At 42.2% G+C, this 26207-nt stretch carries 23 protein-coding genes; 5 read left to right on the top strand and 18 right to left on the bottom strand.

Translation table 11 applies throughout. The features are described from left to right. Nucleotides 1–76: 76 nt before the first annotated feature. From EL081_RS03565 to EL081_RS03555, 3 genes are all read right to left on the bottom strand, one after another. Entirely contained in the window at nt 77–1240 is a 1164-nt protein-coding gene (locus EL081_RS03565; protein ID WP_126404000.1) for an MFS transporter, read from the bottom strand. Nucleotides 1241–1312: 72 nt separating this feature from the next. Beyond that, on the bottom strand, nt 1313–2647 hold the full coding sequence (locus tag EL081_RS03560; protein ID WP_126403999.1) for a DUF1958 domain-containing protein: 1335 nt from the start codon (nt 2645–2647) through the stop codon (nt 1313–1315). Nucleotides 2648–2754: 107 nt separating this feature from the next. Further along, nucleotides 2755–3456, bottom strand: coding sequence for a glucosamine-6-phosphate deaminase (locus tag EL081_RS03555; protein ID WP_126403998.1), 702 nt, complete (start codon nt 3454–3456; stop codon nt 2755–2757). Between the two features lie 203 nt (nt 3457–3659). Between EL081_RS03555 and queA the strand changes: the two genes are divergently transcribed. Both queA and EL081_RS03545 read left to right on the top strand, forming a co-directional pair. Then, the gene (gene queA / locus EL081_RS03550) at nt 3660–4688 is read left to right on the top strand and encodes a tRNA preQ1(34) S-adenosylmethionine ribosyltransferase-isomerase QueA (RefSeq protein WP_048689224.1); all 1029 of its coding nucleotides are present in this window, start codon (nt 3660–3662) and stop codon (nt 4686–4688) included. A 12-nt stretch (nt 4689–4700) separates the two neighbouring features. After that, a complete protein-coding gene (locus EL081_RS03545; protein WP_006596653.1) occupies nt 4701–5171 on the top strand; it encodes an arginine repressor in 471 nt (156 codons plus the stop codon). Nucleotides 5172–5219: 48 nt separating this feature from the next. On the opposite strand, the gene EL081_RS03540 is transcribed toward EL081_RS03545, so the two are convergent. From EL081_RS03540 to EL081_RS03475, 14 genes are all read right to left on the bottom strand, one after another. Continuing rightward, nucleotides 5220–6560, bottom strand: a complete 1341-nt coding sequence (locus EL081_RS03540) for a dipeptidase (protein ID WP_126403997.1) — start codon at nt 6558–6560, stop codon at nt 5220–5222. A 19-nt stretch (nt 6561–6579) separates the two neighbouring features. Further along, nucleotides 6580–8094, bottom strand: coding sequence for a YfcC family protein (locus EL081_RS03535; RefSeq protein ID WP_126403996.1), 1515 nt, complete (start codon nt 8092–8094; stop codon nt 6580–6582). Nucleotides 8095–8297: 203 nt separating this feature from the next. Further along, nucleotides 8298–9242, bottom strand: a complete 945-nt coding sequence (arcC, locus tag EL081_RS03530; RefSeq protein WP_126403995.1) for a carbamate kinase — start codon at nt 9240–9242, stop codon at nt 8298–8300. Nucleotides 9243–9327: 85 nt separating this feature from the next. Further along, entirely contained in the window at nt 9328–10344 is a 1017-nt protein-coding gene (gene argF / locus EL081_RS03525) for an ornithine carbamoyltransferase (protein ID WP_126403994.1), read from the bottom strand. A 92-nt stretch (nt 10345–10436) separates the two neighbouring features. Next, complete coding sequence (gene arcA / locus EL081_RS03520) at nt 10437–11666, bottom strand: arginine deiminase (protein WP_006596658.1); 1230 nt, start codon at nt 11664–11666, stop codon at nt 10437–10439. Nucleotides 11667–11932: 266 nt separating this feature from the next. Beyond that, complete coding sequence (locus tag EL081_RS03515; RefSeq protein ID WP_126403993.1) at nt 11933–12619, bottom strand: Crp/Fnr family transcriptional regulator; 687 nt, start codon at nt 12617–12619, stop codon at nt 11933–11935. A 144-nt stretch (nt 12620–12763) separates the two neighbouring features. Further along, nucleotides 12764–13816: a serine hydrolase gene (locus EL081_RS03510; protein ID WP_126403992.1), complete on the bottom strand. Its 1053-nt coding sequence runs from the start codon at nt 13814–13816 to the stop codon at nt 12764–12766. A 142-nt stretch (nt 13817–13958) separates the two neighbouring features. Continuing rightward, nucleotides 13959–15431 carry a helicase HerA-like domain-containing protein gene (locus EL081_RS03505; protein WP_126403991.1) on the bottom strand — a complete coding sequence of 491 codons (1473 nt, stop codon included), beginning with the start codon at nt 15429–15431 and terminating at the stop codon, nt 13959–13961. A gap of 252 nt (nt 15432–15683) precedes the next feature. Further along, nucleotides 15684–16289: a superoxide dismutase SodA gene (gene sodA / locus EL081_RS03500; RefSeq protein ID WP_126403990.1), complete on the bottom strand. Its 606-nt coding sequence runs from the start codon at nt 16287–16289 to the stop codon at nt 15684–15686. 71 nt (nt 16290–16360) lie between these two features. Continuing rightward, nucleotides 16361–17398: a DNA polymerase III subunit delta gene (gene holA / locus EL081_RS03495; RefSeq protein WP_126405032.1), complete on the bottom strand. Its 1038-nt coding sequence runs from the start codon at nt 17396–17398 to the stop codon at nt 16361–16363. Beyond that, nucleotides 17376–18041: a DUF805 domain-containing protein gene (locus EL081_RS03490; RefSeq protein WP_126403989.1), complete on the bottom strand. Its 666-nt coding sequence runs from the start codon at nt 18039–18041 to the stop codon at nt 17376–17378. Before EL081_RS03490 ends, holA begins: the two co-directional genes overlap by 23 nt. A 62-nt stretch (nt 18042–18103) precedes the next feature. After that, on the bottom strand, nt 18104–20344 hold the full coding sequence (locus EL081_RS03485; RefSeq protein ID WP_126403988.1) for a DNA internalization-related competence protein ComEC/Rec2: 2241 nt from the start codon (nt 20342–20344) through the stop codon (nt 18104–18106). Further along, the gene (locus tag EL081_RS03480; RefSeq protein ID WP_126403987.1) at nt 20328–21005 is read right to left on the bottom strand and encodes a helix-hairpin-helix domain-containing protein; all 678 of its coding nucleotides are present in this window, start codon (nt 21003–21005) and stop codon (nt 20328–20330) included. The genes EL081_RS03485 and EL081_RS03480 overlap by 17 nt, the downstream gene beginning before the upstream one ends. Before the next feature lie 103 nt (nt 21006–21108). After that, complete coding sequence (locus EL081_RS03475) at nt 21109–21852, bottom strand: lysophospholipid acyltransferase family protein (RefSeq protein ID WP_126403986.1); 744 nt, start codon at nt 21850–21852, stop codon at nt 21109–21111. A 137-nt stretch (nt 21853–21989) separates the two neighbouring features. On the opposite strand from EL081_RS03475, the gene EL081_RS03470 reads away from it, so the two are divergent. The 3 genes from EL081_RS03470 (at nt 21990) to EL081_RS03460 (ending at nt 25443) form a co-directional block, all read left to right on the top strand. Then, entirely contained in the window at nt 21990–24329 is a 2340-nt protein-coding gene (locus EL081_RS03470; RefSeq protein WP_126403985.1) for a cation-translocating P-type ATPase, read from the top strand. A gap of 99 nt (nt 24330–24428) precedes the next feature. Continuing rightward, complete coding sequence (locus EL081_RS03465) at nt 24429–25175, top strand: tRNA1(Val) (adenine(37)-N6)-methyltransferase (RefSeq protein ID WP_126403984.1); 747 nt, start codon at nt 24429–24431, stop codon at nt 25173–25175. Beyond that, entirely contained in the window at nt 25165–25443 is a 279-nt protein-coding gene (locus EL081_RS03460) for a GIY-YIG nuclease family protein (protein ID WP_126403983.1), read from the top strand. Before EL081_RS03465 ends, EL081_RS03460 begins: the two co-directional genes overlap by 11 nt. Before the next feature lie 69 nt (nt 25444–25512). Here the strand turns inward: EL081_RS03460 and EL081_RS03455 are convergent, their stop codons facing one another. Continuing rightward, nucleotides 25513–26151: a GNAT family N-acetyltransferase gene (locus tag EL081_RS03455; RefSeq protein ID WP_126403982.1), complete on the bottom strand. Its 639-nt coding sequence runs from the start codon at nt 26149–26151 to the stop codon at nt 25513–25515. Nucleotides 26152–26207: the final 56 nt, after the last annotated feature.

Here is a 26207-nt window from a genome sequence, read left to right as displayed (position 1 = left end):
TCTCATTTCTTTCATCATCATCGTTCTCCATTATAGCATAAGTCCCTCTATTCAGAAACACTATTTCCTAATCTTTTTACTCCTTCATGCTCCCAAAGAGACCCGGAGATTTTCCTTTTGGCAACTTTAAAAAGATACTTAGAAGAAGGACGAGGATCAGGACAGCCACCAAGAAGGAACTCATCATTGAAAATCCACCGTGATCCACAAAGAAAGCAGCTACCGGTTGCAATAAAATGGTCCCAAGATAGCGGACTCCCTGCAGGATAGCCATGGCTAAAACTAGATCTTTCTTATCCACCTGTTGGGAGATAAAACGTAAGGAGACCATGACCAAGACCATCCCCGTCGTATGCTTGGCCAAGAGGGTGACCAGCACTTTTAAGAAGACAGGACTTGGAAGAGCATAGATGACATACTGGAGCAAGAGAATCCCCACAGGAAGCAAAATCAGTAAGCGCAAGGGCCAATGGTCCATAAAACGATCTGAGAAAAAGATGAGAGGTGCTTCGACTACGACAGATATGGCCACAACCGTAGAGGCTATCTGAACAGGGAGCCCACTATCCATCAAGAGAGCTGGAATATAGGTATGGCCAATATTGCCCACGCCCGACACAAGTCCCATCAAAAGTAAGAAAAAGAGATAGGGACCATTGTGCAGCAAAGGAAGGATCGATACAGCTTCTTTCTGTACCCGATTGGTCTTGTCGATACGAATAGCTCCTAAAGTGAGGAAACTAAGAAGGATAGTTACCAAAACACAATAGTATACAGACTGGGGGCTAAGATGAGCATAGAGCCAACCAGCTAGTTGCGCTCCAGCCGCATACCCTAGTGTCCCCCAAACGCGGATTTTTCCAAAAGCATAGGAACTCTGGGTAGCGAAAACCTCCATCATGGGAGCCGTCCCATTTAGACACAGCAAAACTAAGCCATAAAAAATTGTCAACCAAAAGTAGTTAGGGGCCCAGATGAAGCCAGCCACTCCTGCCATGAGGACTCCCAAGCTCAAAGTGGTGATTTTAACAATACCAAATCGTTCATTGATATAACCAAATAAGGGCTGGGTAAGCATGGATAGGAAAAAGGCCATTGATACCAAATGAGAGACCTGACTGGCTGAATACTGCTGGCCGATAAGATAGACAGAGATTAGAGTCGTAAAGAGAGCAGTCGACATGAAGTAAAAACTATATAAAAATAAATAAGCAGGATAGGAATTTCGAAATGCTTTCATTAGTTTCCTTTCAAATTTAAATATAAGAGGCAATGACAAAACCCAACTGGATTTCAGTTGAGTTTTGATCCTTTATTTTTTGTATCGATCCTGAGCCTTGCGCTCACGTTGTTTGCGATGGGCTCTTTCTAAATACAGAATCATAGCGAGAATGAAAATTGGAATCAGAATGACCAGGCTTTCAAGAGGAAAATGGAAGGATTTCCCTGTAGTTGAAGCCGTAGTACTTTGAGTATCCGATTGATTCACGGCTCCTTCTTTTACTGGAAGTCCATCAGAAATCTTTTCTGATAGGGTCATCAAGCCTGAATCCGCCTCTACTTGTCCATCTTTGACAACTAGTTTTGGATTCTCTTCTCCCTTTTTCACCGTGGCATAGAAAGGTTGATCCAGTGTGTAGGTCTTTCCATCAATCGTCTGAACACCCTTGTCCAATAACTTCTTATAACGATAATCTGCAAAAGCTTTTTCGATCAAGGCATTGCCAAATGGATGTCGATAGTATTCGCCATCCTGGTCAGACCAATCACCAACTCCCATGACTACGGAGATAATTCGTTGTTCTCCTCGTTTAGCAGTTGCGATATAGTTGAAGGCACCGCGAGGACTCGAGCCTGTCTTCAGACCATCTACTCCTTCAAGAGCATATCTAGCTCCTGGCAAGGAATAGTTATAGGTATCAAAGGTCTCCTCATAAGGAGTTCCTTGTTTGACGGTCACCTTAGCCTGATTGGTATAGCTAAGGATATCAGGATATTCTTTCACGAAATGATAGACGAGAATCGCCAAATCTCTTGCGGTTGTCTGGTTGGCCGCATCGTTTGGATAGTTATAACTGGTATATAAACCTTGGAAGGTTGAAATGGCCGCACCACTAGGATTGTTCCAAATGGTATTGGTCATCCCCAACTCCTTGGACTTTTCATTCATCCGCTGAATAAAGGCATCCGCATCGTGGTTAGAAAGGAGATTGGCCAACATAATCGTGGCCACATTGGAGGATGGAACCGCGGTCATGGTAATCAATTCAGAGACCGTATAGTCTACGCCTGCAACGATGTTATTGTTGGAAATCTCATAGATTTTTGACATAGATTGATCCGCAGCTGTTGCAGTGACAACCGTATCTTTGGTAATCTTCCCCTCTTTCATGGATTCGAAAAGCAGATACAACGTCATGAGCTTACTCATACTTGCAGGATCCCGCACTTCATCAATATTGTCTCTCCATAAAACATCCCCGGTATTCGCGTCGATAACGAGGGAAGACCTTGGTCGGTTATAGGCCTGCACATGATCATTGGGATACATTTTTTGCGCCATATCCACTAACTCATCAGCCACGATCGACAAAGGCCGGAACAGAGATAAGATGATGATTCCTAAAGCGAGCAACTTCTTTTTCAAAATTTATTTTCCTCAAATATAGAATTTTATCTTATTGTACCATACTTCAATCTATAAAAAAACCTATCTTTCAGGATATTTTAGATAGGTCTCTCTGTTTCAACTGGTTACAGTAGGCTCAAGGCTGCTTGGTCTGCAATAATCACGACATCTGGATGATCTTGAAGGGCACTCGCTGGTAAACTCTCTGTTTTTGGACCATTGACCATTCCAGCAATCGCTTCTGCTTTCGATTCACCATATGCAAAGAGGATGATGGACTTGGCAGCGAGAATATTTGCAATTCCCATTGAAATGGCTTGAGTTGGCACATCTTCAATTTTTTCAAAGAAGCGAGAGTTGGCTTCAATCGTTGATTGATCTAAATGGACCAAATGCGTTTGGCTGTCAAACGAGGTTCCAGGCTCGTTAAAGCCAATATGCCCGTTGCGACCAATCCCTAGAATTTGCAGATCTACTGGGTTTTGGGCCAAGATTTCGTTGTAATGAGCTGTTTCTTCTTCTGCAGTATCTTCATTTCCTTTTGGAAGATAGCTGACTTTAAAGGGTTTCTCATTGAATAAATTTTCCTGCATAAAATAACGATAAGACTGAGGATCTTCTCCGGTCAAACCGACATACTCATCCAAGTTGACACTGACCATGTCTGAGAAATCCAAGTTACTTTCTCGAATCAATTTATAAAATTCAAGTGGACTGCTTCCAGTCGCAAGCCCCAGCGTTTTCGCACCTTGTTCTAACTTTTCTTTTAACAGGTCAAAAGCAACCTGCCCTCCTTCGATTTGATTGGCTACTTCAATAACTTTCATGATTAAACCTCCGCTTATTTCTTATACTCATTATATGGTATAGACCAATTTTTGTCAAGCGCTTTCTTGATGTTAGAAAAGGATTTTTTACCTTAATCCCTTTAAAATTCGGCTAGAGATTTCCTTTGTTTCACTCTTATTTCATGATATAATGGGGAAGGTTAAATGTAAGAAATAAAAGAATTTAGAAACAAGGAGAGACAATGAATACAAACGACTTTGATTTCCACCTCCCCGAGGAGTTAATTGCGCAAACTCCTCTAGAAAAGCGCGATGCCTCAAAACTACTGATCCTCAATCGTCAAACAGGTCAGATGGAAGACCAGCATTTTGATGCCATTATCAATGAATTAGAACCTGGGGATGCTTTGGTGATGAACAATACCCGTGTCCTTCCTGCCCGTCTCCATGGGGTCAAACCGGATACAGGGGGGCATGTGGAGCTTCTCCTCTTAAAAAATATAGAGGGTGATCAATGGGAGGTTCTTGCCAAACCTGCCAAACGTCTCAAAGAGGGTGGGGTCGTTAGCTTTGGTGATGGGCGTCTCCAAGCAACTCTGATCAAGAAGTTAGAGCACGGAGGATGTATCGTAGAGTTTTCTTATCAAGGGATTTTCCTTGAAGTCTTGGAAAGTCTAGGGGAAATGCCCCTACCACCTTACATCCATGAAAAATTAGAAGATCAGGAACGTTACCAGACGGTCTATGCCAAAGAAAATGGATCCGCCGCTGCTCCTACTGCTGGCCTCCATTTCACACCCGAGCTCTTACAAAAAATTGAAGACAAAGGCGTTCACTTGGTTTATCTAACCCTCCATGTCGGACTTGGGACCTTCCGTCCTGTATCTGTCGACGATCTCGACCAACATGAGATGCATTCCGAGTTTTATCAACTCTCTGAAGAGGCTGCCCAAACCCTTCGGCAAGTTAAAGCGAGCGGTCACCGCATCGTAGCTGTTGGAACCACTTCTATCCGAACCTTGGAAACAATTGGGAACAAGTTTAATGGGGAGTTACAAGCCGACTCTGGTTGGACTAATATCTTTATCAAACCAGGCTATCAGTGGCAGGTTGTCGACGCCTTTTCAACCAACTTCCACCTACCAAAATCAACCTTAGTCATGCTCGTTTCTGCCTTCGCAGGTCGAGAACTCACTCTGGATGCTTATCAGCACGCTATCGACCAAGGCTACCGTTTCTTCAGCTTTGGAGATGCTATGTTTATCAAATAAGGAGAGCCCCTTATGAATAAGATTGAAAGTCGCCACCGCCTGATCCGGTCCATTATTTCAGAAAAGAAAATTCGAACCCAACAGGAATTGCAGGACAGCCTGGAAGCTAACGGCATCATCGTGACCCAGTCAACCCTATCAAGAGATGTCAAATCCTTGAATCTAGTAAAAATTAACGAAGGGGATACCTCTTACTATGCCATCAATAGCATTGCCCCATCTCGCTGGGAAAACCGACTGCGTTTTTATATGGAGGATGCCCTCGTCATGCTTCGTCCCGTCCAAAACCAAGTGGTGGTGAAAACTCTCCCTGGACTGGCTCAATCTTTCGGTGCCATCTTAGACGCCCTTGAATTACCACAAATTGTCGCAACGGTCTGTGGGGACGACGTCTGCCTCATCATCTGTGAAGACAATCAAGGTGCCTTGGACTGCTTTGAAAAATTGAAAGAATTTACTCCTCCCTTCTTCTTTAGCAAATAAAAGAAAGCTTAGATGGTCAGACCATCTAAGCTTTTTTTCAAATCTATATTAGACTTTCTTGCCTGCTAACCGTCGAATGGTCTCGGCATAAATTTCCATTGCACGATATAAATCATCCAGTTTGGCTCGCTCATTAGCCTGGTGCTCTGTTTGGAGAGCATCAGGGAAGAGGGCCCCATAAGCCACACAATTTTCCATGGTTCGAGCAAAAGTAGCTCCTCCTGAGGACATAGCTGGGGTTTGATCACCAGTCTCTTCTTGGTAGACCTTCATCAAAGTACTTACCAATGGACTATCTAACGGCACGTATAGTGGAGCTACATAATCAAATTCTTCATACTGAAGTTGGTAACTAGCCGCCACCTCAGTTAATCGCTCTACTAAAGCATCCTTATCTGCTAGGACAGGGATCCGAATATCAATCCCGATTTCAGATCGCTCTTCATCAATAGAGAGGGTCGCAATATTGAAGGAAAGAGCACCACTTGGTTCATCTTTGATTTCACCAAAGAGAGCTGCTCCTGTCGCATCTTCCCCAACAGCATCTGCTATAAAGAGAAGAGCTGGATGAGGCTGGATCAAGGAAAGACTTTCCGCTAAGCCGACAATAGCATTGACACCCTCAGCCGCATCCTTGGAGTGTTTAGACAGTCCAAGAACGCTTACTGCTCCTGCTTCTTCTGTATAGTTCACACCACTTTGCTCGATCACTGGTAAAAGTTCCTCTAAGCGTTCCCCCTTATAAGTTGCCTTATCTGGTACCACGTTAAGGGCACGACCAGCTTGTAAGGGACGATCCTCCCAGCCTGGTCCATGGAGCTTCACTTGAAGCAAGCCTTTTTCAGCATAGGTTAATGGGAAAGAAGAATCCGGAGCAAAGCCAAGATCTGCTTTTTCTTCTATCTGATTGTAGCGATTCATACAGCGCCAGAGAGTTTCTTCGTCTGTACCAAATATAAAGCGAATTCGCTTGGTAAATGCAAGTCCTTGGTCGAGAAGACTCTTAACTGCGTAAAGGGCCGCAAGGGATGGCCCCTTGTCATCTTGTACCCCACGTCCAATCAACCATCCATCTTTCAAAGTTGCCTCAAAAGGTGGCGTTTGCCAATCTTCTAAATCACCGGCTGGAACAACATCCAAGTGACAAAGAACGGCCAGGAGTTCTTCCCCCTGACCGATCTCTGCATATCCATAGTATCCTTCAGGATCTAGATAAGTTTGAAAGCCCATTTCTTGAGCAATTTCTAACGTTTTCTCAAGGACATCTTGGATAGCTTGTCCAAACGGTGTTCCATTTTCGCCTTCGTTTAAAACCGAAGGATAAGAAATCAGAGTCTTTAATGAAGCTAGAAAGTCATCTTTGACTTGATTTGTAATCTCAATTTTCATGGAATCACCTCTTTACTTCTTATAGGGCTGGAACGAATGTTCCGAGAAGAAGGAGGGCAATGGTAATTACAATAACAGCAACTACAAGTTTTGCCATGAATTTCCACCAAGTAGCAATGTTGATACGTCCAAGAGCAAGAGCTCCCATAACGATACCAGAAGTTGGTGCAATCAAGTTCAAGACACCAGATGCTGATTGGTAGGCAGTGATAATCAAGCTAGGACGTACATTGACGAACTCTCCCAATGGAGCCATGATACCCATTGTCGCGCTGGCAAGACCAGATGAAGATGGAATCAAGAATGACATTGGCAAGTAGAAGATATAAGTCAAGACGATGAAGACTTGAGAAGATAGACCACTGAGTCCTTGTTTACCCCAGTTAAGGATAGTATCTGTAATCATACCATTGTTCATGATAACTTGGATACCACGTGCGATCGCTACGATCAAGGCTACGCTGAGCAAGTCAGCTGCACCAGCCATAAATGAAGAAATGATTTGTTCTTCTTTCAATCCGTAGACAATACCAATCAAGATACCCATAAAGGCGAAGAGCATTGCTCCTTCAGGGAAGTACCAAGTACCAAGAGCTGCAGTTGATGAACCAATGATTTGACCAACTACTGGAAGACCTGTTAACCAAGAATTAAAGTTATCAAAGAACTTGATACCTAAACCACTCCATGGGATGAAACTCAAGACCATCAAAACAAAGGTCAATACAAAGAGTACAAAGACTTGTTTTTGTTTCTTAGTAAGTGTTGAGTTAACATTGTCATCATCTTCACCAACATTGAAGAATTTCATATCTTCTTCACGAGTTGCATAAGTGAGGGATTTAGTTGGGTCTTTTTGGATCTTATCTGCATACTTGTATACAAACCAAGTGCTAAGACCAGTCAAGACAACCCAGAAGATCAAACGAAGGATGATACCTTCCCCAAGACTAACACCTGCAGTTGAAGATGCGATACCTGTCGCGAATGGGTTCAAGGTAGATGCCAAACATCCAATCTGTGAACCAAGCAAGATAATGGCTACCCCAGTCAAGCTATCAAATCCAACGGCCATCATAACTGGCACAAGGAGAGGATAGAAGGCCATGGTTTCTTCACCCATACCATAAGTTGTACCACCAAGGGCAAACAAAGGCATAAGCACCAAAATCAACATTTTTTCGCGACCCTTGTATTTCTTCACGATAGAAGCAATACCAGTGTCTAGCATACCAGTTTCATTGACTACACCAAGGAAACCACCAACCATCAAGATGAAGAAGGCTACGTCGATCGCTGCACTAGTTCCTTGAATCAAAGATCCTTCTTCAGGAGTAGTTCCTAGCATAGCACGAATCGGTGCCATCAAGACATCCCAGATACCTTGAGGGTTTTGAGGTTGTGATTTATACACACCATCGACAAAAGCCCCTGCTGGGATGATCCAAGTCATCACTGCCATAATGGCAATGATGATTAACAATACGGTATAAGATGAGGGCATCTTAAACCCTTTTTTCGCTTTTTCACTCATTTGTTTATCCTCCTAACGCAACAAAGTTTGAGTGACTCTTTCAAAAGGTTTATCTTTTAGAAAGCGCTTACCTATATGTTTATTTTATCATATTTAAGATTAAAAAACTAGTTTTTCCTAATCTTTTTTAGAAAAAACAAGGGGAGAATCTTTGTACAAAATCTTGTAAAAATAAGATCTACTCCCCTCCTCATGTACATGAATTAGTCTTTAACGATAATTGTTCCACTTTCAGACTCAATCAAAGCGCCAAGGTTTTCAAGTGAAGTGATGACTGCTTTTCCTTCTGGACGACCGTTTACAAAGGCGATCGCAGCTTCTACTTTAGGAAGCATGCTTCCTGGAGCAAATTGGTCTTGTTTGATGTACTCTTCCAATTGAGCGACATTGACATGTTCCAATTTTTCTTGATCTGGTTTGTTGTAGTTCACAAAGACATAGTCCACACCTGTCAAAACGATGAAGAGGTCTGCTTCTACCAATTCAGCCAAACGTTGGGATGCAAAGTCTTTATCGATAACAGCTTCAACACCAGTCAAGCTACCATCAGCTTCTTTCACAACTGGAATACCGCCACCACCGGCTGCAACCACTACTTGGCCTGCATTGAATAAGGTACGGATAGTATTGATTTCTTTGATATCCACTGGTTTTGGTGAAGCAACAACTTTACGCCAGCCACGACCAGCATCTTCTTTGAAAGTTGCACCTGATTTTTCAGCTTCTGCTTTTGCTTCTTCTTCGGAGTAGAATGGGCCGATTGGTTTGCTCAAGTTAACGAAAGCTTGGTCATTTTTATCAACAACGACTTGTGTCACAACTGAAGCCACATCTTTTTCGATGCCTTCTTCAAGAAGGGCGTTTTGAAGAGCATTTTGAAGCCAGTAACCAATGCTTCCTTCGGTCATAGCAACTAATGAATCCAATGGGAACGCTGGGTTCTTTTCAGAATCTGCAGCCAAGTGTTGGAGCAAGAGGTTTCCTACTTGAGGACCATTTCCGTGAGTGACGATCAAGTCATCCCCATTTTTAATCAATTTCACTAAGTGTTTTGCTGTTTCTACAAGTGCTTCTTGTTGAGCTTTTGCAGAAGGATCAGATGAGAGAATGGCATTTCCTCCCAAAGCAACGACGATTTTTCTTGACATAGGTTTTCCCTTTCTATAAAAAATAGGGGCAGGACTAAAGCTAGCAGTCCAGCCCCTATAGCTGTTGGTATACGGTTATAAAGTCTTAAACTTTTGGAATGTACAAGTTACCAAGAGTAGCTGCCATAACCGCTTTGATTGTGTGCATACGGTTTTCAGCTTGGTCAAAGTGGCGAGCATATTTGCTACGGAACACTTCATCAGTAACTTCCATTTCTTTTACGCCGAATTTTTCAGCAACATCTTTACCATAAACAGTGTTTGTGTCGTGGAAAGCTGGCAAGCAGTGCAAGAAGATCAAGTCTTCGTTATCAGCTTTCTTAACCAATTCCATGTTCACTTGGTAAGGTTTCAAAAGGGCAACGCGTTCTGCAAATTTGTCTTCTTCACCCATAGATACCCAAACGTCAGTGTAAAGTACATCTGCACCTTTCACAGCTTCGTCAGCATCTTCAGTGATCAAGATATGAGCGCCACTTTCTTTTGCGAATCCTTCTGCCAATTCAACAATTTCTTGTTCTGGGAAGAGTTCTTTTGGTGAGAAGATGTGTACGTTCACACCAAGGATTGCACCTGTTACAAGAAGGCTGTTTGCAACGTTGTTACGTCCGTCACCACAGTACACAAGTGTCAAACCTTCAAGGCGTCCAAAGTTTTCTTGAACAGTCAAGTAGTCTGCAAGCATTTGAGTTGGGTGCCATTCGTCAGTCAAACCATTCCATACTGGAACACCTGAGAATTCAGCCAATTCTTCAACCATACGTTGGCTGAAACCACGGAATTCAATACCGTCAAACATACGTCCAAGAACTTTAGCAGTATCTTCTGTAGATTCTTTTTTACCAAGTTGGATGTCGTTTGCACCAAGGTATTCTGGGTGAGCACCAAGGTCGATGGCTGCAGTAGTGAAGGCTGCACGAGTACGAGTTGAAGTTTTTTCAAACAAAAGCGCAATGTTTTTACCAGCTAGGTAGTGGTGTTGGATGTTGCGTTTTTTAAGGTCTTTCAAGTGAGCTGAAAGTCCGATAAGGTATTCTAACTCTGCACGTGTAAAGTCTTTTTCTGCTAAAAAGCTACGTCCTTGGAATACTGAAGTTGTCATTAATTATCTCCTTTTATTATGCATGATAAGATCCTGTCAATCAGTTTAGAGGGCTCAGTTTAAACACTGAGCCCGTCTAACCTGTAGGATGATTAGATTTCTTCACGTTCGAATGGCATTGACATACAACGAGGTCCACCACGACCGCGAACCAATTCACTTCCGCGGATCTTGATCAAACGAAGTCCGTATTCTTCTAATTTCTTGTTGGTAACAGTGTTACGGTCGTATACAACTACCACACCAGGTGCGATTGTAAGAGTATTTGATCCGTCGTTCCATTGTTCACGCGCAGCAGCAACGATGTTGCCATCTCCACATGGAATCAAAGTAACTTTTTCTACACCAAGGTTTTCAGCAAGCAATTCAGCCAAATCACCTTTTTCTTCAACGATCTTCAATTGTTCGTTTTCATAAGTTACAGAGAAGACGCGAAGGTTACCTTGGATTTCAGGGTGGATTGTGAATTTATCGTAGTCCACCATTGTGAATACTGTATCCAAGTGCATGAATTTACGGTTGTTAGCAAATTCGAAGGCCAATACTTTCTTGAAGCCAACGTTCTTCTTGAAGATGTTTACCAACAATTTTTCGATTGATGCAGCATCAGTACGTTGTGAGATACCTACTGCCAATACATCTTTAGAAAGTACCAACTCATCTCCACCTTCGATACGAGTATCTTCTTCGCGGTTGTAGACAAGTTCAACTTTTCCACCGTAAACTGGGTGGTATTTGAAGATGTATTTACCATACAAAGTTTCACGGTTACGTGTATCTGCGTACATATGGTTCAATGATACTGCATTACCAATTGTCGCAAATGGGTCACGTGTGAAGTACAAGTTTGGCATTGGGTCGATAGCAAATGGGTAGTCAGATTCAACAAGGTCTGTCAATCCTTTTGCTTCTTCAGGAATTTCTGGAAGTTCAGCTTTTTGAACCCCTGCCATTGTTTTTTCAACCAATTCTTGGTTGTCTTCAATGCTGTGAAGCAATTCACGAATCGCAATTTTTGTTTGGCGTCCACGAATGTTCGCTTCTTCAAGGTATTCTTCGATGAACTGATCGCGAATTTCTGGAGAAGTCAATGACTCAGCAGCTAACTGTTCAAGATAAAGTACTTCAATACCTTCGTTACGAAGTGCTTCAGCAAATGCGTCGTGTTCTTTTTGAGCATCTTCCAAGAAAGGAATATCATCAAAAAGAAGACGTTCAAGATAGTCAGGCATCAAGTTTTCCAACTCTTTACCTGGACGGTGCAAACAAACTTTTTTCAGTTTTCCAATTTCTGAGAAAACATGAATTGGGTGTGTAGACATCTATAGTCCTCCTTCTTCTTGCGGTTTAGCTTAGCTAATCCCGTTTACAGGTTTTATTTTATCACCAATTGGTACCGCTTTCACGGTCAATCTTCCATTACGAATGCCAAGAATCTGACACTTTTTTAAATATTACCCTTGTTTTATGAAAAATGAACCGCTTTCTTTGAATATTTTGCTAAATATATTCTTTTTGCGAGTAAATATTTTTTTATTTGATTTTTGAAACTTTTTAACGTTTTTGACAGAAAATAAAAGAAGCCCTATTAGGCTTCTTCAAAACTATCTAAAAAGAATGGAAGATCTAGAAAAGTTAATTTCTTATGCTTGTACTCGATTCTCTCCTCTTCTAGGAGCTTCTTTAACACTTGATTGACGGTTTCTCTCGTCGTCGCAGCTAATCTAGCCAACTCCTTCATACTCATTGGAAAAGGAATAGTTGGCCCAGACTTTTGATAATCCTTACAGAGTAGAGCTAGGGATTGGATCACACGATCACTGGCACTAGCTGCCACCACATTGCGAAGTCGCAACTCCTGGAATTCCAGAATTTTTGAAAGTTTTCTCGTTATAAAGAGAACTTGTTCCATACTGGACTGAACAATTTCTTCATAAAGCTGAACAGGGATACTGAAATATTTTACCGTTGTCATGGAAGTGGCTGTATAGTGATAAGTTGAATCTGTAAACATACCACCGTATGGGAAGACAGCTCCTTCTTTGATGTAATCCATATACGAGAAGGTGTCAGAAGAGTCAAACTCCTCAATCCGGACATAGCCTTCTACCACTAAAAAGATCCGATCGCGTTTATCACCAGCAAAAAATAGGATTTGTCCCTTTGGAATTTCTCTATAATGGATTTCTACAGCTAATTTATCAAATTTTTCAACTGGAATTTCAGAGAAAGCTGGATGGGATCGAATTAACTGATAATCTTCTTTTGTAATCATTTTTATTCTTTCTTTAGGTTCTTTAGTTATTATATCATATTTATTCACTGACCTCAAAGAATGTCACCAAGATTTTAACCATTAAACCATATTTTTGCATAGAAAAAACCTTCCCAAAACTATCTTGGGAAAGGTTCTAATTCCTTAATTGACATTTACACGGTGCCATTCATTGATCACATAGCAGAGTTGACCAAGTAAATGAAGACCATAACCACTGATCTCCGTACTTTCTGGGGTTGTCCCCCCTAGACCAGCAGTAAAAATCGAGATAAGATAAGGAGTTTGTTCGTAAACAATAGCTTCGACATTCAGGGCTTCCGCTACATAACCAGGTTTTTGCTGAATGACTAAATCTGGTAAATACCGTTTGTAGTATTCATTTGGAAAGGACTCTCCGATTAATTCTAGCAAGGTCCCATACTTTTCTTTGTGGTTCCAAAGATAGTCCAAGACTTGAATATAGTAATCAGATGTCGTTTTGTTTTCAGGACTAATGGTTTTTATTTCTGCACGGGATTTTCCATATTTTTTATACTTCTCATAGACATTGTCCATGCCACCAAAGCGGTCGGCCAAGGCATATGCCGGCGTATTTTCTGAATAGACAAGAGAATAACGTTGCATATCTGGAATCGTCATAGCTCCACCAAAGGCAGCTACATAATTATCATGCTCTCCAAGGTACTCGTAGTAAGTATTGGTAATATCAAATTCATCCGTTAAGTTTAACTTCCCTGCATCGACTTCATCCACGACTAACATATTTAGGGGCAGTTTATAAGTACTTCCCGCTGTCATTGGCTGTAACTCATTCATAGAAAATTGTTGACCTGTCGCAGGATTTTTATAGGTAAAGGTAATTTGGGAAGGATCAATACCATACTCAGCCATATAGTCTTGTACAACTTCTACCAAGCCTTTATTGGCATAATCATAGACAAGACCAAAATTTTCCATGGTTTCACGATCTTGATCCATGACGGCTTGTTTCTCCTCAGGAGTTTTGACACGAGGAGGTTGGGAAGGCTGCTTCTCTTGCTTGGACTCAACTGGTTGAGCCGTCGTTCCCTCTTGAGCAAGAGGCGAAGCTGGAGCCTGATGAAGATGAAGGTAACTTAATGCTCCAACTCCTCCTATACATAGTAAAATTCCCAATACAATCATGATCGATCGAACATTAAATATTTTTTTCATATGAAGTTAATTATAAAAGATTCTCTTTAAAATAACAAGGTATTTCTGGATCAGAAAACGATTTCTTCTGGAAGAAACTTTTTTAGCAATCCCGACTGAATCCTTCCTCCTGTTCCTATGAATCCGTCCCCTTTTGACTGTCTTATTTGCGCTTAAAGGATCCCATAATCAATTTAGCAACTTCACGCGCAATGGTACGGAACAAGGAACTGATGAAGGAATCTTTGGCCTTTTCTATACTAGATTTTCGTGGACGGCCCGGACTCCGTTTTTGGCTAGCCTTCTCTTCTGCAACTCTTGTCTTTTCTTCCGCTTCCCTCTCCTTTTCCTTCTCTTCTCTAGCAGATTTTTCAGTCAATTTTTCATAAGCTGATTCATTGTCTACTCGAACAGCATATTTTTGATGGAAAGGAGAGCTGGTGATCAAGGCCAACCGTTCACTCTCGTTTAACAAATCAAAACTGGATTGTGGAGACAAAATATAGGAGCGCTCAACCACACTTGGTTGCCCCTTTTCATTTAGGAAGGAAACTAGAGCTTCCCCTGTTCCTAACTCCGTCAAGACAGTTTCCGTATCAAATTCTGGGTTTGGTCGGAAACTTTGTGCAGCAACTTTGATAGCTTTCATTTCTTTTGGCGTATAGGCACGCAAGGCATGTTGGACACGATTCCCAAGCTGGGCCAATACAGATTCAGGAAGATCTTGAGGATTCTGTGTAATAAAGTAGATCCCCACTCCTTTAGACCGGATGAGTCGAACGACTTGCTCAACTTTTTCCAGGAAAAGCTTGCTCGCATCATTAAACAAGAGGTGGGCTTCATCAAAGAAGAAGACAAATTTTGGTTTTTCTAAATCTCCAACTTCTGGCAAGGTTTCGAACAGACGAGATAACATCCAGATAAGGAAGGTAGAATAGAGTTTAGGAGAGTTAAAGAGACGAGTTGCTGAGAGAATGTTGATGTAGCCTCGTCCACTGCTGTCCAATTGCATAAAATCTTGAAGATCCAAAGCTGGCTCTCCAAAGAATTGATCCGCCCCCTCTTGCTCTAATACTAACAAGCTTCGTTGAATAGCCCCTACTGATTGTTTACTGATATTTCCATACTGAGCGGAATAATCTGAGGCATGGTCATACACTTCCTTCAAAAGGCTCTGCAAATCCTTCAAATCAATCAAAGGCCAATTTTGTTCTTTGGCCAATTTAAAGACAATGGCCAAAATCCCTGTTTGCGTTTCGTTGAGGTCCAATAAGCGAGCTAGTAAAAGAGACCCCATTCCTTCAATCGTTGCACGGACTGGATGGCCTGCTTGACCAAAGACATCCCATAAACGAACTGGAAAAGCTTGAGGTTCAAAAGGATCTGTAATACCTAGTAGCTTATAGCGCTCTTCCATCTTTGGCGTCCATTGTCCAGCTTTTGCAAGACCTGAAAGATCTCCCTTGATGTCTGCTAGAAACACCGGAATCCCTTGCTGACTTAATTTTTCAGTTATGACTTTTAAGGTTACGGTTTTCCCTGTACCAGTAGCTCCTGCAATTAAACCGTGGCGGTTGAGCATTTTTAGATAAAGTGGCGTATCCACTGCTCCTTTTGTAATCGTAATACTTGTCATTTTCATTCTCCCTTTTGTTAAGGCACAGTTTTTTCAGAAAAAGTGACAAGGCTTCTTCCTTATGTAGGAAGCCTTTCTCCTCACTTTCACATACTCTTCTAGTGTATCATTTTCAGGTATAAACGCAAGAAATATCCCTTCCAAAACGGGAGAATCCTTTTAGTCTATGTTGACCAATTTAAAAATAAAAAGCCTGAATCGAGGCCCACCGTTAAGTGGACTCTTGATTCAAACTTTTTTTATTATGAAAGCTCATTTAGCTGCTGCGTAAAGCTCGTCTACTTTGTTCCAGTTGATCACTGAGAAGAAAGCTTTGATGTAGTCAGGACGAACGTTGCGGTATTTCACGTAGTAGGCATGTTCCCAAACGTCCAAGCCCAAGATTGGTTTCTTCCCTTCTGAGATTGGTGTGTCTTGGTTTGCTGTTGAAGTCACTTCAAGCTTCCCTTCTTTGTTAACAACCAACCAAGCCCATCCAGAACCAAAACGAGTAGTTGCTGCTGCAGTGAAGGCTGCTTGGAATTCTTCGAATGAACCAAAAGTTTCATCGATTGCTGCTGCAAGTTCTGCCGAAGGAGCTGTCTGTTCAGGAGTCATCAATTCCCAGAAAAGAGCGTGGTTCAAGTGTCCACCACCATTGTTGATAAGCGCTTGACGGATATCAGCTGGGATAGATTCTACGTCAGCAAGCAAAGCTTCAAGGTCTTCACCGATTTCAGGGTGTTTTTCAAGAGCTGCATTTGCATTGTTAACGTAAGTTTGGTGGTGTTTGTCATGGTGCAAGTGCATGGTTTCAGCATCAATGTATGGTTCCAATGCATCGTATGCGTACGGAAGATCTGGTAAAATAATTGCCATGGAAAATACCTCTATTTCTTTATGTATATAAAAATGATAACGCAATCATCTAATTAATTCAACTATTCTGCTTACACAGATGGGTTGGCCAGCTTTAGTAAAGCTAAATCAAATAGATAGTCCTTCTCATACGTTCCCGACTTCATTTGAAAGTCGGTATCAATCAAAAGACAAATCGCCTGCTCCAAATAAGATAGAGATATCCCTCTACTATCTCTTAGGGCAAATTTGACTTGGTAGGGGTTCACTTTCCGACCGGTCAACTCTGATAGGTCTGAAACGATTTGGGGTTCTGTTCGTCCCTCTTGCTTCAACAGCTTGACCTGTGTGTAGATGCGGAACTGACTTAACAAGATGGCCAGAAGCTTGATTTCATCCTCTCCTTGTAACCGAAGGTCCTTAACCAAACTGCGGGCGGAATCAATTTGTTTCTTTAGGATCATCTGTATCAGATCAAACAGATTATCCTGTAGTGTCTTCGGAATAGCCTCCTCAATATCTGAGATGGTGATGCTAGAAGCTCCTTTGTACGTTTTAAGAAACTCCAAGTTTTTCTGAATCTCACTAAAATCAAAGCCCGATTTAATCAAAAGTTGGTCGAAGGCTTGTGAATCAATCGCTAGCCCTAGAGACTTGATCTCTTCCGTGAAATGGGCACGCAAGTCCTGCTCTTTTAATTCAGTTGCCTCCAGCAACTGGGCATCCCGTTTTAAAAGCTTGACAATCCTTCGCTTGCTATCCAGTTTGCCTTCCGCAATGACAATCAAGCGAGTCGTTTCTAAAGGCGCCGCTAAGTAATCTTCAAAGGACTGCAATTCATCATCTGACAGGTATCTTTTTTTTGCGGTCGTCACATCGACAAAATGATCCAAAATCACTATTTTTTCATCCGCAAAAAATGGAAGGCTGACTAAGTCAAGCTCAACTTCTGCATATGCTGCTTCTTTCATGTCAAAATAGGAATAGTTCAAATCAGATGAATCGTAGCCTACTTTCTTAAAAAGTTGCTCTTTCATCCACTCAAACTGACCGATGTCGTCTCCTGATAGAACTAGGATTGGAGGAAGGTTCTCAGCACTGATTTTTTTAATTGTTTGTAAAGCCTGCATGTTCTGAAGGTACCTCATTCCACTCTCTAAACTGATGCTGGGTCTGTTCCGATTCCATTTTCTTTTCAAGTGGCGCTTTCTCTAGTGGAGTTGGTGGAGCCGAAACAATCTGGGGAATAGCTGAAAAACTATTGGGATCCATCAAATGGGAAGGAATACTTGGCGAAGAGACCACGGGACTCGTCAAATCAAATCCTGGAGAAGCATTCTGGTCCGGTTGTGCAAGTCTAGCACTTGGAAGGACCAAGAGACATGCCAAACAAAGCAAGCCTGCAAGAGCTAAGACTAGAAAAATTGAAATAGGAGATAAAAGGTAGAGCAAGATAGGGCCTAGAAATAGGAAAATCAACGACCAATGAAGACCCGCATCTCTCAATCGCCGAACGACTACCGCTTGCTGGGGAACAAAAATAAGATAGAGATAGAGGAGAAAAAAGATGCTGAACCAAGCTGAAACGTCCATCCCGGTCAAGGGAATCACTTCTTCCTCTGATTTCGAATTTGAAAAGAATAAGACCAATTGGTAAATCCAAAAAGGACTTGTAAACAATAAATGCCAGACTTGGCTAATCCAAAATTCTTTTCTATCTGATCTTCTAGAAAAATCAGCATATTGCATCCAAAACAACTGTAATGATTTCATACTTGTAACCTCATTTCCTTGACTTTATCATAGCAATTTTCAAGCTAGAAATCAAACAGCTCTTATCGAACGGTTTCAATCTTCCACTGATTCCAACCTCTAAAACGAATCGCTCCTTGCTGATCTGTACGAAAAACAGTCATCTGCAACTCTTTAAAACGTTCCAAGGTTTCCCGGTGAGGATGCTGGTAACGATTTTTTTCTCCCGCAGATATCAAGGCAATTTTTGCTTGGATTTGCTTTAAGAAGGCTGGGTGAGAAGAGCCCTTAGAACCATGGTGTCCTGCTTTTAATACATCCACGCGCAGTTGAGGATAGCGGGCTAACAAGGTCTTTTCCCCCTCTTCTTCTAAATCTCCTGTAAAAAGGAAGGTCCAACCATAAAACCTCCCATAGAGGACAAGGGAATCGTTATTACTCCCATCTCCTACCTCTACCGGATAGAGAACTTCTGCACTCCCATCAAAGATCGTCAGTTGATCACCAGCCTCCAGCGTTTTTACTGGTAGGTTTAAGCGTTTGAGCAAACGGACAAAAGTACCTTTTTTTAAGCTTCCCTTGGAAATGTTGATTTCCTGAATGCTAACCTTAGCCGCAAGTACTTCCAAATCTCCCATGTGATCTGTGTCAGTATGCGTGAGAATCATATGGTCAATCCGGTCAATCCCCCTACTCTTGAGATAGGGAATCAAGGTCCGTTCTGCATTGCTAGTAGACCTCCGCTTCTTCCATCCCTCCTTTTGGCCAAAGTCCACTTTTCCTCCTGTATCAATTAGGATGGTTTTCCCTCGCCAATCACGTAGCAAAATACTATCTCCTTGACCAATATCAATGATGGTAATCTCATTTTCTAAAGGATGCTTCACAAGGGCGAATATAGAGCATATTAAGAGTAGAAAAAGATATCTCCACTTCTTAACCTTTCGCATCTCATAAAGGCAAGCTAGCAAGCACAAAAGCAAGATGAAAAAATAAATGCTTGGCTGTCCAAAAACCAAGGATTTGCTAGTGAATCTCGCTAGATACTCCATACTTTTTTCCATCCAGACGAAGAAAGGATTCCAGAAGGTCAAGGGATAGAAAAAGGAGAGGAGAAAGACGACACTCAGACCTGGTAACAACAGAAGGTCAAATAAGAGAGAAAAAATAAAGGTTAGAGGAAGAGACCAGGGTTGGTATTCTCCAAAGAAAAATATCAAAAAAGGAAGAACTCCTAGTGTTAACACCAGACTTTCCTTGACGACTTTTTGGATTCCCGACTTCTCCTCTTCGGAAGAGGTGAGCGTCAATATAAAGGCATAGGCGCAGGATAAGAGACCTCCAGCAGTTAATACGGAGGAAGGTAGGAGAACAATCAATAAAAGAAGGGTGACACCCATATTTTCCATTCCTTTGAGCCCAGCCTGGGCCAGGAGTTTCTGTAAGAGGCTTCGAACGACCGAAACCGAAAACCCCGTCATCCCAGCATAAAGAAGGGAAAACGGATAGAGGAGGATTGCAACCTTCTCCTGTTCCAATCCCAGGCGGAGAAAGAATCGTCGAAAGGCATCTAAGAAAAAGGCAACCTGCATGCCTGACAAGGCAAACAGATGGATAATTCCCAAGTTCGAATACAGCTGGCTCATTTCCTCAAACTCGACATCTAAAAAACCAAAAAGCAAGCCCGTCATATAGTGACTCATGGGCTGGGGGAAATGCTGATGGACCCATACAAGGGCCTTCCGCCTCCAACTAGAAAGAATTCCTATCACATCGCTAGGCTCAGCTACTTTCTTTTCAAGGATGTGGCTAATTTTCAAAAGATGATGGATCCCTTGTGTCTTCAGATAAGCCTGGTAATCAAAGCCCATAAAATTACGCTGTTTGGTCGGTGTTTCTAATTCCCCTTTGATCCGTAATTCTAGCCCATGATCCAGGTGTTTAAAATAAGCTTGTTCTTCTTCTGACTGAAGCTGGTAGAAAACCTGAAAAGTACGGTCACCCGACTTCGCACGAAAAGATAAAGCATCTCCATTCACCTTGATGGTATCCGGTAAAAGCTGAATAACCCTTGGGACCCTATGATCGCTTGACTCTCGTCTTCCTTGTTCGATCCGGAAAGCAAAACAAAGGGCAAAGAGGGAAAGAAACCCTATGAGGCACAAAAATCGTTTGTCCCCGTAGCGTCTCCTAAACAAGATGAGGAAAGCCAGAAGGAAGATTAGAGCGAGCCAGTGTCCCGTGTACATCCAATAATAGAGAGCTAAGACTGGCAGGGTGAGATGAAATAAATGAATATGGAGACTTCTAATCCACTGTAACATGCTCTTTTAACTTTTCTAGCGTCTTTTGGCCGATCCCAGAAACATTTTTCAATTCATCAACAGATTGAAATTTTCCTTTTTCCTCTCGATAAGCAATGATATCCTGGGCTCGCTTTTGACCTATCCCAGAAATCGTCTGTAGTTCTGCTTCTGTTGCCGTATTGAGATTGACTTTCCCATCTTTTGACTGCTTTTCGCCACTTGTCGTTCCAGCAGATGCGGATGCAACAGGCGCTATCTCCTCTCCATTCTTAGCAACATAGACGATGGACTCATCCTCCAATTTTTGCGCCAAGTTGACGGATTGGCTGTTAGCTTCGTCTGTCATCCCTCCTGCTTTTTGCACTGCGTCATAGACCCGGCTCCCCACTGGAAGCTCATAAACCCCCGCTTGTCTGACAGCTCCCTTCACATCCACCATGATTTTTTCTTGAGAGGGCTCCATCTTTTCCTCACTCCTCTGCTGAGAGCTGGAAGAGAGGCTTGTGTCTTCCTTAGGAGACGTCTCCTGATCCACCATTTCTAACTGGGAAATGACAGTTTCCGGTGCTTGTGGGGGCTGCTTAGGCCAAAAGAGAAATAGTCCTCCAATTACCAAGCCCACAGCAGCCAAGCCTAAAAATAGTTTATATTCCTTGATCTTCTCAATCCACGTCTCCATAAATACCCCTTTTATTTTTATTATTCGTAAAAAATCGAAGAAATAAAAAAAAGAAAGTCAAAAATCACATGATTTTTGACTTTCTTGTTCTCAAGAAAACTCATTAGTCCTTCCGATGCTTGTCTGGATCCCAAACGAAACTTGCGATATAACTAAACAAGAGGGTCAGTAGAACGACCACCAAGACAAATGGCAGGAGTAAAAACTTCAACAAACGGATGAGGATAAAAGGTTTCCGGTCATTGCGGAGTGCCTGAGATTCCGCATCTAAGCGATCAAACTCAGCCTGGATACGTCTTGCAACTTCTTCCACGCCCTCATCGTTCATCTTTGCAATATCAGAAATATCAATGGGATGCCCAAAGTTCATGTCAACCCGTTCACAAGTAGCTAAGCCTTTCAGGGTCATTGGACCCGTATAAGTAACAGGCATAATGCGTACCTTAGCCATCTTAGCAATCACAGCAACACCACCCTTAACATCCTGAGAATGGCGGCTTCCACTTGGAAACATAATCAAGGAACGCTTGCTTTTTTTGAGCATATTCACTGGGTATTTAATCGCAGCGGCACCTGGATTTTCACGGTCAATTGGGAAAGCCCCGCACATGCGAATCCACCAGCCAAAAATCCGATTGGTAAAGAGTTCTTTCTTAGCCATAAAGATAAATTGCTTGGGCTTGGTCGCAAAGGCCATGTAGACAGGATCCCACCAAGTTCGATGTGGAGCTACGAGAATGTAATTTTCTTCTTGACTCGGAATCAGTTTCTTATGATGATAATGAGCATTTCCATTCAGAACCCATAAAATAAAGGTCACTAAGCCACGTAAATAGGTATAAAACATGCTTTCTCCTTTGATAATTCTCTTGTTTATCCATTATACCTTATCCTTCTGTTCCCCGCAAATCTTTTCAAAAAGTTGCCAAGTCAACAAACCGACTGCATCTAGTCTTTTTCTTAAAAAAATGATATGATGTTTTTATGGAAATGAATGAATTAAAGGGATTAACCTATGAAGAGGTCCGCAAAAAAATACAGCGTGGCCAAACCAACGAATTTAAAGCGAATACCAGTACCAGTACCTGGCAAATCATCAAGCGCAATGTCTTCACCTTGTTTAATGCTTTGAACTTTGTGATTGCCCTCGCTTTGGTTGCGGTACAAGCCTGGAGCAACCTGGTCTTTTTTGCAGTCATCTGCTTTAATGCCTTATCCGGAATCGCCACAGAGCTCCGCGCCAAACGGATGATTGATAAATTGAATTTGATGAGTAAGGAGCTCGTCACTGTCATCCGAGCTGGGGAAGAAGAAACCATTGATCCAGAGGAAATCGTCCTTGGCGACCTGATTAAGCTATCTGCTGGAGACCAAATTCCGAGTGATGCCCTCGTTCAAAAGGGAGTTGCTGAAGCCAACGAAGCCATGCTGACGGGAGAAAGTGACTTGGTTCTCAAGGAAGAGGGAGACGAACTTCTATCCGGTAGCTTCTTAGCGAGTGGCCAGGTCTACGCCCGTGTCAAACGTGTGGGGGCCAATAACTATGCCAATAAATTAATGGTAGAAGCGAAAACTCTCAAACCCATCAACTCCCGCATTCTCTATAATCTGGCTAAAATCTCTAGTTTTACTGGAAAGATTATTATCCCATTTGGAATTGCCCTCTTTTGTGAAGCCTTTTTAATCAAACTGCTTCCAATGAAAGATTCTGTGATTACCTCTTCCACTGCCCTCCTGGGCATGTTGCCAAAAGGAATTGCCCTTCTGACAGTAACCTCTCTCCTGACAGCTGTAATTAAGTTAGGGATGCGCAAGGTCTTGGTCCAAGAGATGTACTCTGTAGAAACCTTGGCTCGTGTCGATACTCTTTGTTTGGATAAGACAGGAACCATCACCCAAGGAAAAATGACCGTCAAAGGCATTCACTCCCTGTCTGAACACTTTTCTGAAGAAACTATCGAAGTTATTCTCGCTGCCTATATGCAAAATTCTGAGGATAACAACCCAACTGCCCAAGCTATCCGCAAAGCATATGGCGAGTTAGAACACGCTTATACAGCCGAATCAATCATTCCATTTTCAAGTGATCGAAAATGGGGGGCCATGACCCTGACCAACTTGGGAACCATTTATTTAGGGGCCCCAGAAATGCTCCTCAAAGAAAATCCTCCAGCGGTATTGGAAGCCCAAGCCCATGGATCTCGGGTCTTGATTCTGGCTCGCAGTGTGGAAGCCATCGATATGCATGATTTGACTTTGCCAAGTGATGTAGAAGCGATCGCTGTCATTGAAATCCTCGATCCAATCCGCGAAGGGGCTGCCGAAACCTTGGATTATCTTCGCTCGCAAGATGTGGATCTCAAAATTATCTCTGGTGATAATCCAGTCACTGTTTCTTACATTGCTAAGGAAGCTGGATTTGAAAGCTATGAAAGTTATATTGACTGTTCTAAGATTGAGGACGATGAGTTGGTGGACCTAGCAGAAAGCACAGCTATTTTTGGACGGGTTTCTCCTCATCAAAAGAAACTCTTGATTCAAACCCTCAAGGCTGCTGGTCGAACCACTGCCATGACAGGAGACGGAGTCAATGATATCCTTGCCTTACGAGAAGCTGACTGCTCCATCGTGATGGCTGAAGGAGATCCTGCAACCCGTCAAATTGCCAACCTCGTCTTGTTAAACTCTGACTTCAATGATGTTCCAGAAATTCTCTTTGAAGGACGTCGGGTGGTCAACAATATTGGTCGTATCGCTCCAATCTTCTTTATCAAGACCATTTACTCCTTCATTCTAGCCATTATCTGTATCGCAAGTGCTCTCTTCTTTGATGTCAACTACTTGTTGATTTTCCCATTTATTCCAATTCAGATTACTCTCATTGACCAGTTTGTCGAAGGCTTCCCTCCATTTGTCTTAACCTTTGAACGAAACATTAAGCCAGTGGAAAAACACTTCCTCAAACGCTCCTTGCATCTGGCCTTACCAAATGCCTTGATGGTTGTCTTTAGCGTCTTATTTGTTCGTTTATGGGGAGCTCATCATGGCTGGTCTAGCCTGGACATGTCTACCCTTTCCTACTACTTGTTAGGATCTATTGGTTTCTTGTCCGTCATTCGGGCTTGTTTGCCACTCAATATCTGGAGAGGTCTCTTAATCATCTTCTCTGTTTGTGGTTTCTACCTTTCTGCCTTTTACTTGAAAGGTCTGATTGAAATCGGAACATTGACAGCTGTGACCTTCCCAGTCTACCTTGCCTTGATGTCCCTCTTTACAGGGATCTTCATCTTGGCTACGATTTATCAAAAATATGAATTTGATTAAACAACTCTTGGATAAGGATGGGGCGAAAGTTCTGTCCTTTGTTTTTTCTTATCCCTTTCTACGCTTTTCCACGTCCTCTTTTCATGCTATAATAGAGCCATGAACGATATCGAATTAAAAGACGGCGAACGCGTCAACCAACTATTTTCTAGTGATGTAAAAATCATTCAAAACAGAGAGGTTTTTAGCTATTCTATTGATAGTGTCCTTTTGTCACGCTTTCCTAAACTGCCCAATCGTGGTCTAATTGTAGACCTTTGTGCTGGCAATGGTGCAGTTGGACTCTTTGCTAGCACGCGGACTAAAGCAACCATCGTCGGAGTGGAAATTCAAGAAAGACTCGCCGACATGGCAGAGCGTTCCATCCAATTAAATGGTCTGTCTGACCGTATGTCCATGATTACAGATGATCTTAAAAACTTGCCTCACCATTTCCCCGGTAGCAAGATTGACCTTATTCTCTGTAATCCTCCCTATTTTAAAGTCGATGAGCACTCCAATTTAAATGAGAGCCCTCATTATTTGCTAGCCCGTCACGAGATCACCACCAATCTGGACCAAATATGTCAAGTGGCCCAACGGACCCTCAAATCCAATGGCCGACTCGTCATGGTGCATCGTCCGGATCGCTTCTTAGATATCATTGAAACCATGAAACGCTACAATCTGGCTCCTAAACGGATTCAATTTGTCTACCCCAAGGTCCATAAAGATGCCAATATGCTCCTCATCGAGGCCATTAAAGATGGATCGCGGGATGGTCTAAAAATTCTTCCTCCACTGTTCATCCATGAGGAGGATGGGAGCTATACGCCGGAGATTCATGAGATTTATTATGGAAACTAAAGCTTATATGTATGTAGTCCAGTGTGCGGATGGGACCCTCTATACTGGTTACACCACCGATATCGAGCGCCGTATTAAAACCCACAATGCTGGCAAAGGAGCCAAATATACACGCCCAAGACTTCCTGTAACCTTGATTTACCAGGAGTCTTTTCCAGACAAAAGAGCAGCTATGTCTGCAGAAGCACTTTTTAAACGGAAGAGCCGAGAGGAAAAATTGACCTATATCAAGCATCAACAATCCAAGCTAGATCCAGAACAGAAATGACCTAAATGATGTAACAATCATTCTGCTTGCATGCTAAAAGGAGCTCCTAAGAACTCCTTTTTTAAACATCTAAGATTCGTCATCAAGGGTCTTTAAAAAAGCCCAATTTCCAACGCTTTGGTTTCCATAGTCTAGCACCATGGAATCTAATAGGACAAATTCATTCTTCTCATAGAAAAATACATTTTGTTCCGTACTCGTAATCAAGCCCAAACGTTTACATCCTTTTTCCTTAATATAAGGTTCAATCCCATTTTGGAGGAAATGACTGCCAACCCCTTGCCCCTGAACAGTTGGGCTTACAGCTAACATCATTAAATACCAGTCGAAGTTTCCGGATTTTTTCAAATGCTGTTCTGAACGTTCTACGAGATCTAGGTATTTCAGTAATTTCAACGGTGTGATATATCGAAATAACTTGAAAATTCCATTTAGTAGATAAGAAATCATCGAGAAATCTTTTTGTTGCAAGAGTCCAACTGCTATGATTTCCCCGTCTCGTTCAGCAACTAAGCAAGTTTCTCCTTTGATGTAGAGCTTGACTAACAAGGTATGCAATAGTTCAATAAAGGCTGGAAAGTATTCAGGCTTTTTTAAATCTTCTTTAATGACGGTTAAAAATGGATAATTCATAAAAGCATCCGAACAGACTTTCCCAATCATCTTATACTCGTCTAGTCTCGCTTCTCTATATACAATCCTTTCCATACGCCAACTCCTTCATTCTAATAAAACTATTATACTGTAAAACACTCTGATTTTCG

The sequence above is a fragment of the Streptococcus viridans genome, assembly GCF_900636365.1.
In the GTDB taxonomy this organism is placed as follows: Bacteria; Bacillota; Bacilli; order Lactobacillales; family Streptococcaceae; genus Streptococcus; species Streptococcus viridans_A.
Note: the sequence above shows the minus strand (reverse complement) of the source record. Positions and strands in the feature narration are given on the sequence as shown.

Bases quoted from the DNA above. Each gene is read 5' to 3' on its own strand.
- EL081_RS03545 (WP_006596653.1), top strand. From the start codon at position 4,701: ATGAATAAGATTGAAAGTCGCCACCGCCTGATCCGGTCCATTATTTCA.
- EL081_RS03555 (WP_126403998.1), bottom strand. From the start codon at position 3,456: ATGAAAGTTATTGAAGTAGCCAATCAAATCGAAGGAGGGCAGGTTGCT.
- EL081_RS03510 (WP_126403992.1), bottom strand. From the start codon at position 13,816: ATGAAAAAAATATTTAATGTTCGATCGATCATGATTGTATTGGGAATT.
- EL081_RS03535 (WP_126403996.1), bottom strand. From the start codon at position 8,094: ATGAGTGAAAAAGCGAAAAAAGGGTTTAAGATGCCCTCATCTTATACC.
- sodA (WP_126403990.1), bottom strand. From the start codon at position 16,289: ATGGCAATTATTTTACCAGATCTTCCGTACGCATACGATGCATTGGAA.
- arcC (WP_126403995.1), bottom strand. From the start codon at position 9,242: ATGTCAAGAAAAATCGTCGTTGCTTTGGGAGGAAATGCCATTCTCTCA.
- EL081_RS03470 (WP_126403985.1), top strand. From the start codon at position 21,990: ATGGAAATGAATGAATTAAAGGGATTAACCTATGAAGAGGTCCGCAAA.
- EL081_RS03455 (WP_126403982.1), bottom strand. From the start codon at position 26,151: ATGGAAAGGATTGTATATAGAGAAGCGAGACTAGACGAGTATAAGATG.
- EL081_RS03475 (WP_126403986.1), bottom strand. From the start codon at position 21,852: ATGTTTTATACCTATTTACGTGGCTTAGTGACCTTTATTTTATGGGTT.
- EL081_RS03480 (WP_126403987.1), bottom strand. From the start codon at position 21,005: ATGGAGACGTGGATTGAGAAGATCAAGGAATATAAACTATTTTTAGGC.
- EL081_RS03460 (WP_126403983.1), top strand. From the start codon at position 25,165: ATGGAAACTAAAGCTTATATGTATGTAGTCCAGTGTGCGGATGGGACC.
- EL081_RS03505 (WP_126403991.1), bottom strand. From the start codon at position 15,431: ATGACAAGTATTACGATTACAAAAGGAGCAGTGGATACGCCACTTTAT.
- EL081_RS03565 (WP_126404000.1), bottom strand. From the start codon at position 1,240: ATGAAAGCATTTCGAAATTCCTATCCTGCTTATTTATTTTTATATAGT.
- EL081_RS03465 (WP_126403984.1), top strand. From the start codon at position 24,429: ATGAACGATATCGAATTAAAAGACGGCGAACGCGTCAACCAACTATTT.
- EL081_RS03490 (WP_126403989.1), bottom strand. From the start codon at position 18,041: ATGAAATCATTACAGTTGTTTTGGATGCAATATGCTGATTTTTCTAGA.
- argF (WP_126403994.1), bottom strand. From the start codon at position 10,344: ATGACAACTTCAGTATTCCAAGGACGTAGCTTTTTAGCAGAAAAAGAC.
- queA (WP_048689224.1), top strand. From the start codon at position 3,660: ATGAATACAAACGACTTTGATTTCCACCTCCCCGAGGAGTTAATTGCG.
- holA (WP_126405032.1), bottom strand. From the start codon at position 17,398: ATGCAGGCTTTACAAACAATTAAAAAAATCAGTGCTGAGAACCTTCCT.
- EL081_RS03515 (WP_126403993.1), bottom strand. From the start codon at position 12,619: ATGATTACAAAAGAAGATTATCAGTTAATTCGATCCCATCCAGCTTTC.
- EL081_RS03485 (WP_126403988.1), bottom strand. From the start codon at position 20,344: ATGTTACAGTGGATTAGAAGTCTCCATATTCATTTATTTCATCTCACC.
- EL081_RS03540 (WP_126403997.1), bottom strand. From the start codon at position 6,560: ATGAAAATTGAGATTACAAATCAAGTCAAAGATGACTTTCTAGCTTCA.
- arcA (WP_006596658.1), bottom strand. From the start codon at position 11,666: ATGTCTACACACCCAATTCATGTTTTCTCAGAAATTGGAAAACTGAAA.